We start from the raw sequence: 12,447 nt of genomic DNA, 5'->3' as shown, positions 1-12,447 counted from the left end.
CTTTAAAAGAAATGAAGTCGTCAAAAACAATAAAGAAGGACTAGGCTATGTCTCTAAAGAAAATATTTACCGCAAGCGCTATCAGCGTTGCAATGATGACTCAAGCTTTAGCAGGTACATTGGTGATCAACTCAAACCAATCTGACCCTGCTCCCAAAAAAGCTTGGGCAGAACTCATTCAACGCTTCCAAGCCGAAAATCCAGACATTGATGTAAAAGTCAATGAGTACGACCATGAAGGCTATAAAAGCGCCATCCGTAACTGGTTAGTTACGTCACCACCAGATGTCGTTTTTTGGTTTGCTGGTAACCGAATGAAATATTTCGTTGAACGTGGATTGTTAGAAGATGTTTCTGATGTTTGGGCAGATAATGCACTTTCAGATTCTATGTCTTCGACAAAAGCATCCATGTCGGTTGATGGAAACCAGTACGGCGTTCCCTATTCTTTTTACCAATGGGGCATGTACTACAACAAAGATATGTTCGACAAATACGGACTTTCAGAACCAAAAACTTGGGAAGAATTCTTAGCTGTTTGTGAAACGCTAAAAAGCAATGGCATTGCGCCGATCACCATAGGTACTAAGTATCTTTGGACTGCAGCTGGTTGGTTCGATTACCTCAACATGCGTACCAATGGGCTGGAATATCACATCGATTTAATGGATGGAAAAATTCCTTACACCGATGCGGGAGTACGCAAAACATTTGCAAACTGGAAGCAACTTATCGACAAAGGTTACTTCTTAGAAAACCATGCTTCTTACAGCTGGCAAGAAGCGCAAGCGCCAATGTTTAACGGTGAAGCCGCCATGTACCTAATGGGTAACTTCTTAACGCCAAACTTCCCAGAGGGCACTAACTTTGATTTCTTCCAATTCCCTGAAATCAATCCAGGTGTTGGCATGTTTGAAGATGCGCCTACTGACACAGTGCACATCCCTGCACGTGCAAAGAACAAAGAAGATGCACGTAAGTTCTTGGCTTATGTTGCCAAAGCAGAGAATCAGACGATTTTGAATGAAGTACTGAACCAATTACCACCAAACAAATACTCAGATTCCGCAGACAACAAGTTCTTAGTGGAAGGCAGTGCAATGTTAGGTGCCGCTGATGGAACAGCACAGTTTTATGATCGCGATACCGACCCTGCCATGGCTTCTGAAGGCATGAAAGGTTTCCAAGAATTCATGATCAACCCCGATCGTTTGGATAAAATTTTAGATAACTTAGAGCGAGTACGTAAACGCGTTTTCCGTAACTAATAATGCTCGAACAATAAAAGGCTGCTTTCGCAGCCTTTTTTTTGCTCATCAATTAAGCGTAATAGTTTTTCGTTGCTCAGAAGAAAGATGCGCTTTTTCAATTAATTCAATCACAGTAAGCACATCCTCGTGAGGTACAGGGTTGGCGCCACCACTTTGTATAGCAGAAGCAAGCTGCATCCAGAACTCACCGTAATTTCCAGGTACGGTTTTTACTCCTGATTGAGAGCTTTCTTGATACAACTGCCCCCACTGACTGTCATGTTCCGCTCCCCACTGCTCTCCTAAAACCGACTCCCCTGCCTTCAATGCATTCTCTTGAACATCCAAACCATGTTTAATGTAACTCCCTACAGTACCCTCAACACTGAATCGCATATTAGGCCCAGCTTGAAAACAGCTACTACCTAAGATCACTTCATGTGAAGGGTATTGGCACCAAATTTCAAAAACATCATCACTTTTAGCGCCCGTTCTTAGTTTTGAAACATTTGCGGTAATAGACAACGGCCTGCCAAACAGAGCGACCATTTGATCTAACAAATGAGGCCCTAAATCCCAAAGGATACCGGCCCCATCTATGGCACTTTCACGCCAACGCTCTCTTACAGCGGGTCTAAAGCGATCGAAGCGAGAAACAAACCGTCCAAGTGAACCTAATGTGCCGTTTTGAAGCAGAGACTTAACGGTTAAAAAGTCACCATCCCATCGTCTGTTCTGAAATACACTGAGAACCTTTTGTTCTGTTTTGGCAATATCAAACAACAAAGTTGCATGACAATGGTTTAATACCATTGGCTTTTCTACAACAACGTGCAAATCCATTTCGAGTAATTGCTTTACTTGTTCAAAGTGCAAATGGTTTGGCGTAGTAACAATGGCCAAGTCATATTCGCCACTGGGGATGGCGTCAATAGCATCATATACTTTAACCAATGGGTGTTTTTTTTGAATGACATCTGGCTTTGAACTTACCGAACCAAGCCATTCAAAAGACTCAGACGCCAACAAAAAAGGGATATGAAAGGTTTGAGCCGAAAAACCATGCCCAACAACTAGGGTACGAATCATTCATTACTCCTACATAAATATTAATAAGACTCCTGCAGAATACCTCGATAAAAAGCACCAAGATAATATTTTAATGTAACAAAGTTGCAGCTATATCAAGCCACTCATCGCTCAAAAGGTACTAGGTTGGGAAGTGTTCGTTAACAGGTTACACTTACCGTTAACGAAACGCGTTCTAAGGGCAGTTTGTGCGAAAAGGATTACTTATTTCAGGATACCACTCGTTAAGCCAAGCGAGCTGGGCTGACTTTATAATTGAAGAGTTGACGCATATTGATTGGTCGATGATAGCCTTACCTCCGAGGTATTTTTCTTGGCGCATGCGAGGTAATCCTTTATCTATTGGCCAATTAGCCCCTGAGCTTGTGACCCGAGAATACGATGTTATTTTAGCAACAGCATCGGTCGATTTGGCCACCATTCAAAGCATTTATCCTGCATTGCGAAATACCTCGAGCACACTGTATTTTCACGATAACCAATTCGACTATCCCGCGGCTAACAACCCCCAAAGTGTCGTAGATTGGCAAATTACTCATATTTATTCCGCGATAAGAGCGAACAAACTACTGTTCAACAGCCAATACAACCAGGACTCCTTTTTAAACGGCGTGAAGCGCTTAATGAAAAAAATGCCCGATTTAGCCCCTAAAAAGCTGCCCGATGAGTTAAAGAAAAAGTCAGTTATCCTACCCGTACCAATTAAACCATTTCCGACTCAGAGAACGGTAAGAGCAACAAATCATTTACGTGTTATTTGGAACCACCGATGGGAATGGGATAAATGCCCTGACCTACTCGAGGCTACTGTAAATATTCTAGAAGCATCCAATGCATCTATAGAAGTCATCATTACGGGGCAAGAGTTTCGAACAAAACCTGAGAACTTTGAACGCTTACAACGGAAAAGCACAATTGTCAGCCATTGCGCTTTTGTAGAAAATGAATCGGACTATCACGCACTTTTGTCGAGCTGTGACATAGTGTTATCGACAGCCATTCATGAGTTTCAAGGCATTGCGGTACTCGAAGCCGTGGCCGCAGGATGTGTACCCTTGCTCCCGAATAGACTGAGCTACCCAGAGATGTATTCGAGCGATTACTTATATGAATCGAACGGTAATTTTGAGCAACAAGGGCAAAAAATAGCCAACAAATTGAAGTTATGGAAAGAATTCGGACTGCCCAAAGCGCCCGATATGAGCCATTTTTATAGATCTAATCTGAAAAATGATTATAAATTTGAACTGTAGTTAAAAGATATTTATAGCTTTATTTGTCGAAATTCTAAAGATTTAACGTTTTATGTGCTCAACTTCGGTAACTTTATACTCAAACTACTTAAATGATTGACCAAATATTCAACAAAATATCCACTAATTTTACTTCCTGTCTTGTTGGTCTTTGCAACTAAAACCTATATATTAATTTAAAACTAAGATCTGCATTTTAAATTCTAATGGCCTCAAAATAATTTAAACAAGCCTATTAGAATGAAAAATGCCATCAATATAGGGTTTTACCATGACCAGAAAATTGCTTTTGATTGCATTTACGCTTATCGGGATAGCCGCTTTGCCGTCTACCACCTTTTCAGAAAATGGAGACCTGCCATTGGTTAACTTGTTAACCGAAAACTATGGAGAGTTTAACTACAGTCTGACCAATAGAGACTATGAGCACAAGGCGGAAGATATCGGTGGTACAGCCACCGAAATTGTTAAGAAGATCATGGCCGATAGCGGAATTCCTTATCGCATGAAGCTAAGAAAGTGGACGGTTTCCTATGAACGTGCTTTAGATCGCCCAAATTACGGAGTGTTTTCAACCTCTCGCACAGAAGCTCGTGAGCCGCTTTTTGAGTGGATTGGCCCAGTTGCCAGATATGAACTTGCACTCTTTGCCAAAAAAGGCAGCAACATAAGCATCTCTTCAATTAGTGATTTAAATAATCTAAGAGTTGGCGGATACCAAGGTGATGCAGCCACCAATATTTTGGAAGCACAAGGCATTGCCGTATCTACTTTAACCAACGACTCATTAAACCCTAGGCGCTTACACGAAGACTTGATCGATGTTTGGGTCAGTGGCGTTAAAAAAGCTTATCAACTTTCAGAAGAAGCTGGCTACCCTGACATTGAGAAAGTATTTACGGTGCGAACCGTAGACATGTACTTAGCCATGAATCTAAATTCAGACCCCATTGTTTTACAGAAATTACGAGACTCGTTCAGCAAACTGCAAAACAGTGGAGAGATAAATTTAGATTAAAAGCATAAAAACAAGCTTATTGGCAAAGGACTGCAGCTCAAGTGCTGACATTGAGTTTTTAAAGACACTCGTTACTTAAGCACTTCAGACAACAAACCACAAGGCACTCGTTCGTCGACAATTCGGCCATCACGAGCAGGGTCATCACCTTCACGTATGTCCCATTGCATCCCGTACTTTTTATTGATCAAATTTACGATATCGAAAAACGACAGTTCGTTCTCATTGCCTCCTACGTGGTAAATACTCGGAGCAGCGGCGGCCATTATATCTAGTAGGCATTGCATAGTGTGCTGGACGAAAGCAACAGCAGGGAGCCATTTGGTACTGGCATAAAGGAAGCCCTTCTCATTGTGCATATCACGCACATGGGTTAACAGGTTGTCGGCTTCGAAGGTATCGAACATCTGCCAACCTAAACGTGCGATGATTGTATCTGGGTTAGCTTCTAATGCAGAGTTTTCGCAAGCTATTTTGTAGCAGCCGTACTCACTAGTTGCGTCTGGTTTTCTGTCTGGAGTGAATGGTCCTTCGCTACTAGGCTCAAACACGCTTTCAGTGCTGGTAAAGAGAAACGCTATGCCTAGTTCTTTCGCTATACTTGCTAAAATAGCAACCCATTTTTCTGGGCCCGTAGCCAGGTGGAAAATAGAATCGATATTGTGATTCTTTAAATACCTCACTTGAGCTGTTCGATCTTCAATGTTAATAACTGTGCGATCGAATGGGACTACATTTACTTCTTTTCTTTCCAGAGCTTCTTTTAAGTAGGGTGCTAGCCGACCATTGAGGCCAGTCACTAAAACGTTTTTCATAATCTTCTCCAGCTTGATAAATCAAGCATAAAGAATCTTAGCGATTTTTCAGGATGGAATTATAGTGGGGTGCAATTTATGAGGGTTTTTACTCAAATAAGCCATTTGACATGTTTATTTCAACCATTCATATTAAGCTCCTTTTTAAATGGACTAAAAATAAAAATGAAACCTACTCTTTTTGCAACCGCCATTATCCTTGGATTAATGGGCTGCAACTCAGAAGACTCAAATACTGAAAGCCTAAACAAACAATATTCAATGACAAGCTTACCCGAAGGTTTTCAAACCTTTTCTGAAGCCGATTCGACCAACCGTGGCACTTTGCGTAGCACAAACGAACCTGTCTATGTATTCAAATCACTAACAAATGGATCGACAGACATAAAATTCTATTCAAGCGATGGCGAAGAGATAACAAGCATTGATACACCTAAAATTTTAGATATTCGTGATATTAATCAAAACTATGCGGCTATTAATATTGAAAATATTGACATAACCGTGGGCACCGAAAATTACTCTGGTAATTACACCCTTATCTACGATAAAAAAACCGGCAGCCTGTACCCGCTAATCGAAAACAACACCCCTATTGAATACAGGGTTGATGCAGAGCATGAGTATTGGTACACCGATACACGATTTAGCAATATTGCCGATACTTCTAAGCTTTACTTTAGACATACCGATGCTAAATCGCTGCATATAGCTGAGTTAAATGAAGGCGCATTTATAGTAACTAAGATCTTCGACGATTACGCTGGATATTTGGTGGTCGATAAAGACGGCACTATTCTTCGTAAAAACTGGAGTGGTGGTGATTTCATTTGGGTAGACCCAGAAACGTTAGAGCAAACAACACTAGCCGCCAGTACAGACGTACGTCCATTCTTAATCAATGGTCAATTACACGGCTACAACCAAACAGATAACAATATTTATGAACTAGACCGTGACGGATTAAATTTAACGCTGACAAGCTCACCATGGACAACAGAAGAATACCGAGTGTCTAGCTACTCTGTTAAACGTGGCAATTATGAAATGACCGATGAATGCAACGTGTTTCAATTTAACCAAGACACGAAAACAATTGCAAAAGTCGCTTCAGAAAATCAAACAGCTGGTGGAAGGAAAGCGGCCGCTGCTGGCAATAATACTCTTTTCTGTTTATTTGGCGGCACAACGGACAACAGCACCCCGAAATTTGCGGCCTTTAACTTAAATGAACTTAAATTGGAACTTTTCAATGCATCTAATGGCACCACTGTGAATGCTGGTGAGCGTTTATCTGTTGTAAGTGACCATGAGTTAATGTTTTACGACAACACTCAAGGAACACTTACTGAGTACTATATTAAAATTGACGGAACTGAATACCAGAAAGAAAATTCGACTGGCAGAGTCAATGTGATTCGACATTTGAGAAATTAATTTACCTAATAAGGCTAGCTCGGAAACTTCCTGCGCTAGCCTTTTTTATATATGCACAAGGTAAACTAAAATCTAGCATTAAACGTATCTAAACAGATACACAATTAATTGACGAAAAAAAGCCAACCATTTCTGATTAGCTTCTTTTAAGAATTTGGAGCGGGAAAGGAGGCTCAACCGGTCGACGCTCGATCCTGACCCCTTGGGGTCGGAACGAAAAAAAAGCCAACCATTTCTGATTAGCTTCTTTTAAGAATTTGGAGCGGGAAAGGAGGCTCAACCGGTCGACGCTCGATCCTGACTCCTTGGGGTCGGAACGAAAAAAAGCCAATCATTTCTGATTAGCTTCTTTTAAGAATTTGGAGCGGGAAATGAGGCTCAACCGGTCGACGCTCGATCCTGACTCCTTGGGGTCGGAACGAAAAAAAGCCAATCATTTCTGATTAGCTTCTTTTAAGAATTTGGAGCGGGAAAGGAGGCTCGAACTCCCGACCCCAACCTTGGCAAGGTTGTGCTCTACCACTGAGCTATTCCCGCATTTGAATCGCTACTTTCACTTACGACTCGTGTTCTTTAATACATTTCTAAACTTAGAAAACCAAGTTTAAGTGGCATCCCGTAGGGGACTCGAACCCCTGTTACCGCCGTGAAAGGGCGGTGTCCTAGGCCACTAGACGAACGGGACACTGTGTGCTTCAAGAACGAGCGCTATAATACATCGAAATTTCGTCAATGCAACATTTTTTTGTTAAAAATCAACAAATTACCGTTGTTTTGAAGTTTGCCTTGAAATTTTTAGCTCATACCTTGAGTACAGTGTTTCCCAGCCATCGCATTGTGGACATTGCCAAATTAACTGGTCCGTTTGGAAGCCGCATTGATAGCACTTCTGGCGATCAAATCGTACTAGGCTTCTGGAATGGACTAACTCACCAATGACGAACTTGGCCTCATTCTCAATTGACCCGACGCCATCAAGCCAATGATCAAAAACTTTTTTAGAGCGCCCTTGTTTTGCATGGTGCTCTATTTCAGCCGCCCAATAATGGGCCGACATATCTATATTTAATTCAATCAACGCTTCTAAAATTCGGACTGAGGGCTGAGTTTGATACAAACCCTTTAAGAAGTCTGACAAGGCTTCTTGAGATTTTGTCATGTGTGACAAATGTTTAAGTGCCGGCAAAACAATATCACTTCTTAGCGGGTCTCTGATCAGCACATCACGATAAAACTTAATGCTTTCTTTGAGACGATTCTGAGCGGTAGCTAATTCAGCCGACATGAGGCTTGCGCGTACGCCCAGCGTCAATCTACGAGCCTTTTTAAGCACTTTTGCCAGCTGGGCAACATCACCTTGTCTTTTTAGCTCTAGCGCATATTCACAATAGAGGTTTACTAAGCGAATACCACCTGAACCAGGTTGTCCAAACTGCTCAACCAATGCAATGGCTTTCCCCCATTCTTGCTCCCGCTCTAGAATTGAGAGCCATAATCGAAACGCAATCTTAGAGTGCTCTTCTCCAGCGGTTTGAAGTACTTTTTCGAGCAAAACTTCAGCATGACCTAAGATACCAGCGGCATAATAGTCTTGTGCCATTTCGAGCAGAAGCTCTTCCTCTTTATAACCCGCTAAGTTAGCACTCGCTATTGCTTCGTGCACCGCTACGGCTTTATCAAACTCACCTCGGCGACGGAATAGCTCGGCTAAGGCCAAGTGAATCTCAGCATTTTCTTCGCTGACAGGGTATTTTTGCATCCACTCGCTAACATCGCCTTTAAAGGATGTTAAATCAAAATGTTTTTGATCAAGCAGAAAGCGCTTAGAGCGCAAAGAAGCGGGAAGGTACTTAGAAATATAGGTTACGAGGTTCATCAGCACCTGACCTTTTATCGGAATAACCGACTAGCCAAAAGCCCGATTATAAAGCCCACAAATATACTTAAGAACAACCAGACAAACAGAGGCAAACTGGGAGTTTGTGCATTGAGAAACGCCAATGTTGTATTGGCATTATTTGACCAACCCACTATCCAGCCCAGCACAAGAAGCACCAGAACCAGCAAAATTTTAACTAAACGCACAAAGTATCCTTATACGTTGCGTGACGTTAACTAACCTTCGAGGCAATCGTTAACCGACTCTCTCAACTCTTTACCCGGTTTAAAGTGTGGTACGTACTTACCTTCTAACTCAACCGATTCTCCCGTTTTCGGGTTACGACCCACACGAGCAGACCGATAATGCAATGAAAAGCTTCCAAAGCCACGTATTTCAATACGCTCACCTTCAGATAGGCTTTGAGCCATATGATCTAACATTGTTTTAATGGCGAGTTCAACATCCCTAACGGATAACTGATTTTGGCGTTCGACAATACGCTCAATCAGCTCTGATTTTGTCACTGTCATACCCTCCCCGACCCTCATATCGAAGCGATTAATATTTAGCCTAATTCAGCTAGCAAAATAACACAAGTATTTATTTTTAAACGGTTTTTTGGGTTTTTGGAAGAAGCTGCAAGTTTTGAGCTGCAAGCTGCAAGTAAACCCAGAAACACAGTCTACTTTGGAGCATTAAGTTTAAATTTAATTGTAGGCTTGGGGGAAGCTGCAAGTTTTGAGCTTCAAGCTGCAAGCGAAACCCAAAACACCGCCTACCTTGGGCCTTTAGGTTTAAATGTAATTTGAAGATGTGGAGGAAGCTACAAGTAAGCCCCCAAAGACCGGCTTTTAAATCTTTTGAACTTTCTTGAGACTTGAAACTTGAAGCTTGAAACTCGCGGATTCTCGAAGAGTATCCGTTCTTAGCGCTTAGCGCTTAGCGCTCCGCGCTAAACGCTACGCACAAAAAAGCCGGCAGAAGCCGGCTTTTTCAAGAAAGAACAACTAACTTAGTTGCTGCCTTCTTCTAGTTTAGCTTTGATCAGATCACCAATAGTTGTTGGACCTGCAGCTTCAACAGCTTTGTCTTTCAACTCTTTAACAGCGCTCTTCTCTTCTTCAACGTCTTTCGCTTTGATAGACAAGCTGATTACGCGGTTCTTACGGTCGATGCTAACGATCTTAGCTTCAACTTCATCACCTTCGTTTAATACGTTGCTTGCATCTTCAACTTTATCACGTGAAATTTCAGAAGCCTTCAACGTTCCTTCGATATCTTCTTCTAAAGTAATGATCGCTGCTTTAGCGCTTACTTCTTTAACAATACCTTTAACGATGGTGCCTTTGTCATTTTCAGCTGCGTACGCTGCGAATGGGTCCATATCTAACTGCTTGATGCCTAGAGAGATACGCTCACGCTCTGGATCGATAGAAAGGATCGTTGTTTCCAACTCTTCGCCTTTCTTGTACTTACGTACCGCTTCTTCACCAGACTCGTTCCAGCTGATGTCAGAAAGGTGAACCAAACCGTCGATGCCGCCTTCAAGACCGATGAAGATACCGAAGTCAGTGATAGACTTGATCTTACCAGATACTTTGTCGTTCTTGTTGAAACGGTTACCGAAATCTTCCCAAGGGTTAACAACAGTTTGCTTAATACCTAGAGAGATACGACGACGCTCTTCGTCGATATCAAGAACCATCACTTCAATCTCGTCGCCAACTTGAACAACTTTAGATGGGTGAATGTTCTTGTTGGTCCAATCCATTTCAGATACGTGAACCAAACCTTCAACGCCTTCTTCTAACTCTGCGAAACAACCGTAATCAGTTAGGTTTGTTACACGAGCTGTTACAACAGCGTCTTCTGGGTAACGAGCTTTGATTTCTACCCAAGGATCTTCACCTAGCTGCTTAAGACCTAGAGAAACACGGTTACGCTCACGATCGAACTTCAATACTTTAACGTCGATTTCATCGCCAACCTGAACAATTTCACTTGGGTGCTTAATGCGCTTCCAAGCCATGTCAGTGATGTGCAATAGGCCGTCTACGCCACCTAGGTCAACGAAAGCACCGTAATCGGTTAGGTTCTTAACGATACCCTTAACTTCTTGACCTTCTTGTAGGTTTTCTAGTAATTCTTCACGCTCTGCACTGTTGCTTGCTTCAAGAACAGCACGACGAGATACAACTACGTTGTTACGACGTTGATCAAGTTTAATAACTTTAAATTCAAGTTCTTTACCTTCCAAGTGCAAAGTGTCACGCACTGGACGGATATCAACCAAAGAACCCGGTAGGAATGCACGAACAGACTTAACGTCAACGGTGAAACCACCCTTAACCTTGCCGTTAATGATACCAGTTACTACTTCTTTTGCTTCGTAAGCTTCTTCAAGCTCAGACCAAGCTTCAGCACGCTTCGCTTTTTCACGAGAAAGCTTAGTATCACCAAAGCCGTCTTCAACCGCTTCAAGTGCAACTTTAACTTCGTCGCCAAGAGCGACTTCAATTTCGCCCGCTTCGTTTAAAAATTGAACGCGTGGGATAACGCCTTCAGACTTAAGGCCTGCGTGAACAGTAACCCAGTCAGAATCGATGTCTACAACAACACCGGTAACAATAGAGCCTGGCTCCATTTCGATCGTTAATAAGCTTTCTTCAAAGAGGTCAGCAAAAGATTCAGTCATTAATTTAAGTTCCTAAACTATAAACGTCGCCAATAAATTTATTCGCGACACTTTCCGTATTCCAGCTAACACGGGTCTATTAATAAAACTCAAACGGTCGAAATTGCTGGTCTAACCGCCGTTCGAGGCCAGTTAACGTGTCTTTTTTCGCAGTACGAATCGGACAAATCATCTGATTTCAGGGGGGCGTATTATACGGAAGAAATGCAAAAACCCAAGCTTTTTAGTGGTATTTCAAGGGTTTTTTCATGGTTTTGAAGGTTTTTAAACTTAATCGTGCGGATAATCGAAAAATAAGCCCAAATGGGCTATTTTTTCAGTTAATCAGCTAGGCCTCGGTTTTTTGCCTCTTGCTCAATAAACCGAACCACGGCTTCAATGCTCATTTCGGTGGTATCGAGTTCAATAGCATCACTGGCCGCCACCAACGGTGCTGTCTTTCGATTCATATCACGCTCATCACGTTCTTCAATGTCTGCTTTCACTTGATCGAAGTCAGCCTCGATGCCTTTAGCGGTTAATTGTGCAACTCGACGCCGAGCACGCTCATGAGAGGTCGCTGTCATGAAGATTTTTAATCCCGCCTTGGTAAATACCACCGTCCCCATATCGCGCCCATCAGCAACCAACCCGGGCTGCACAGCAAATGCTCGCTGGCGCTTTAACAATGCATCGCGTACACGGCTAAATGCAGCCACTTTAGAGGCATTGGTCCCCACCTCTTCAGTGCGTATTGCTTCGGTGACGTTGTCGTTTTCTAACATGATGACGGTTTCCCCATCTTGCTGCACAAACGTTACATCTAAATGCTCTGCAACTACGGCTAAACCGGCCTCATTGGTCATCTCAATACCATGATTCATGGCGGCTAAAGCGGTTAGCCGATACAAAGCACCGGAGTCTAAAAAATGCCAACCTAGTCGTTCAGCCAACAATGTGCTTACAGTGCCCTTACCCGCCCCTCCTGGGCCATCTAAGGTAATGACAGGTGCATCTACTTGCATGGTA

At 42.5% G+C, this 12,447-nt stretch carries 13 protein-coding genes and 2 tRNA genes; 5 read left to right on the top strand and 10 right to left on the bottom strand.

Annotation, left to right across the window (positions count from 1 at the left end):
* Positions 1-47 precede the first annotated feature (47 nt).
* Complete coding sequence (locus QWZ13_RS08870; protein ID WP_290281460.1) at positions 48-1,268, top strand: ABC transporter substrate-binding protein; 1,221 nt, start codon at positions 48-50, stop codon at positions 1,266-1,268.
* A 48-nt stretch (positions 1,269-1,316) separates the two neighbouring features.
* Here QWZ13_RS08870 and QWZ13_RS08865 read toward each other — a convergent pair whose 3' ends face one another.
* Positions 1,317-2,339, bottom strand: a complete 1,023-nt coding sequence (locus tag QWZ13_RS08865) for a Gfo/Idh/MocA family oxidoreductase (protein WP_290281459.1) — start codon at positions 2,337-2,339, stop codon at positions 1,317-1,319.
* A 206-nt stretch (positions 2,340-2,545) separates the two neighbouring features.
* On the opposite strand from QWZ13_RS08865, the gene QWZ13_RS08860 reads away from it, so the two are divergent.
* Positions 2,546-3,592 (top strand): tRNA-queuosine alpha-mannosyltransferase domain-containing protein, encoded by a 1,047-nt coding sequence (locus QWZ13_RS08860; protein WP_290283321.1) that lies wholly within the window; start codon positions 2,546-2,548, stop codon positions 3,590-3,592.
* Positions 3,593-3,863: 271 nt separating this feature from the next.
* Complete coding sequence (locus QWZ13_RS08855; protein ID WP_290281458.1) at positions 3,864-4,610, top strand: transporter substrate-binding domain-containing protein; 747 nt, start codon at positions 3,864-3,866, stop codon at positions 4,608-4,610.
* 71 nt (positions 4,611-4,681) lie between these two features.
* Here the strand turns inward: QWZ13_RS08855 and QWZ13_RS08850 are convergent, their stop codons facing one another.
* Positions 4,682-5,425, bottom strand: coding sequence for a sugar nucleotide-binding protein (locus QWZ13_RS08850; protein ID WP_290281457.1), 744 nt, complete (start codon positions 5,423-5,425; stop codon positions 4,682-4,684).
* Between the two features lie 165 nt (positions 5,426-5,590).
* On the opposite strand from QWZ13_RS08850, the gene QWZ13_RS08845 reads away from it, so the two are divergent.
* Entirely contained in the window at positions 5,591-6,862 is a 1,272-nt protein-coding gene (locus QWZ13_RS08845) for a hypothetical protein (protein WP_290281456.1), read from the top strand.
* A gap of 136 nt (positions 6,863-6,998) precedes the next feature.
* Here QWZ13_RS08845 and QWZ13_RS08840 read toward each other — a convergent pair whose 3' ends face one another.
* The 6 genes from QWZ13_RS08840 to ihfB all read right to left on the bottom strand — a co-directional run bounded on the left by QWZ13_RS08840 (position 6,999) and on the right by ihfB (position 9,292).
* Positions 6,999-7,142 carry a hypothetical protein gene (locus tag QWZ13_RS08840; protein ID WP_290281455.1) on the bottom strand — a complete coding sequence of 48 codons (144 nt, stop codon included), beginning with the start codon at positions 7,140-7,142 and terminating at the stop codon, positions 6,999-7,001.
* Between the two features lie 182 nt (positions 7,143-7,324).
* A tRNA-Gly gene (locus tag QWZ13_RS08835) sits at positions 7,325-7,399 on the bottom strand.
* A 72-nt stretch (positions 7,400-7,471) separates the two neighbouring features.
* Positions 7,472-7,547 (bottom strand) — tRNA-Glu (locus tag QWZ13_RS08830).
* A gap of 78 nt (positions 7,548-7,625) precedes the next feature.
* Positions 7,626-8,738, bottom strand: a complete 1,113-nt coding sequence (locus QWZ13_RS08825; RefSeq protein WP_290281454.1) for a hypothetical protein — start codon at positions 8,736-8,738, stop codon at positions 7,626-7,628.
* 14 nt (positions 8,739-8,752) lie between these two features.
* The gene (locus tag QWZ13_RS08820; protein WP_290281453.1) at positions 8,753-8,947 is read right to left on the bottom strand and encodes a hypothetical protein; all 195 of its coding nucleotides are present in this window, start codon (positions 8,945-8,947) and stop codon (positions 8,753-8,755) included.
* A 30-nt stretch (positions 8,948-8,977) separates the two neighbouring features.
* The gene (gene ihfB / locus QWZ13_RS08815) at positions 8,978-9,292 is read right to left on the bottom strand and encodes an integration host factor subunit beta (protein WP_289846299.1); all 315 of its coding nucleotides are present in this window, start codon (positions 9,290-9,292) and stop codon (positions 8,978-8,980) included.
* A gap of 78 nt (positions 9,293-9,370) precedes the next feature.
* Here ihfB and QWZ13_RS08810 point away from each other — a divergent pair, with 78 nt between their 5' ends.
* Positions 9,371-9,553 (top strand): hypothetical protein, encoded by a 183-nt coding sequence (locus QWZ13_RS08810; protein ID WP_290281452.1) that lies wholly within the window; start codon positions 9,371-9,373, stop codon positions 9,551-9,553.
* Positions 9,554-9,756: 203 nt separating this feature from the next.
* Here QWZ13_RS08810 and rpsA read toward each other — a convergent pair whose 3' ends face one another.
* The gene (gene rpsA / locus QWZ13_RS08805) at positions 9,757-11,439 is read right to left on the bottom strand and encodes a 30S ribosomal protein S1 (RefSeq protein WP_290281451.1); all 1,683 of its coding nucleotides are present in this window, start codon (positions 11,437-11,439) and stop codon (positions 9,757-9,759) included.
* Positions 11,440-11,759: 320 nt separating this feature from the next.
* Positions 11,760-12,443: a (d)CMP kinase gene (gene cmk, locus QWZ13_RS08800; protein ID WP_290281450.1), complete on the bottom strand. Its 684-nt coding sequence runs from the start codon at positions 12,441-12,443 to the stop codon at positions 11,760-11,762.
* Positions 12,444-12,447: the final 4 nt, after the last annotated feature.

Origin of the sequence: Reinekea marina (genome assembly GCF_030409715.1) — a bacterium.
In the GTDB taxonomy this organism is placed as follows: Bacteria; Pseudomonadota; Gammaproteobacteria; order Pseudomonadales; family Natronospirillaceae; genus Reinekea; species Reinekea marina.
This window is presented reverse-complemented; position numbering and strand designations above follow the sequence as displayed.

Excerpts from the sequence above, each read along its gene's own strand:
- QWZ13_RS08845 (WP_290281456.1), top strand. The coding sequence starts at position 5,591 with ATGAAACCTACTCTTTTTGCAACCGCCATTATCCTTGGATTAATGGGC.
- ihfB (WP_289846299.1), bottom strand. The coding sequence starts at position 9,292 with ATGAGGGTCGGGGAGGGTATGACAGTGACAAAATCAGAGCTGATTGAG.
- QWZ13_RS08855 (WP_290281458.1), top strand. The coding sequence starts at position 3,864 with ATGACCAGAAAATTGCTTTTGATTGCATTTACGCTTATCGGGATAGCC.
- cmk (WP_290281450.1), bottom strand. The coding sequence starts at position 12,443 with ATGCAAGTAGATGCACCTGTCATTACCTTAGATGGCCCAGGAGGGGCG.
- QWZ13_RS08825 (WP_290281454.1), bottom strand. The coding sequence starts at position 8,738 with ATGAACCTCGTAACCTATATTTCTAAGTACCTTCCCGCTTCTTTGCGC.
- rpsA (WP_290281451.1), bottom strand. The coding sequence starts at position 11,439 with ATGACTGAATCTTTTGCTGACCTCTTTGAAGAAAGCTTATTAACGATC.
- QWZ13_RS08870 (WP_290281460.1), top strand. The coding sequence starts at position 48 with ATGTCTCTAAAGAAAATATTTACCGCAAGCGCTATCAGCGTTGCAATG.
- QWZ13_RS08865 (WP_290281459.1), bottom strand. The coding sequence starts at position 2,339 with ATGATTCGTACCCTAGTTGTTGGGCATGGTTTTTCGGCTCAAACCTTT.
- QWZ13_RS08850 (WP_290281457.1), bottom strand. The coding sequence starts at position 5,425 with ATGAAAAACGTTTTAGTGACTGGCCTCAATGGTCGGCTAGCACCCTAC.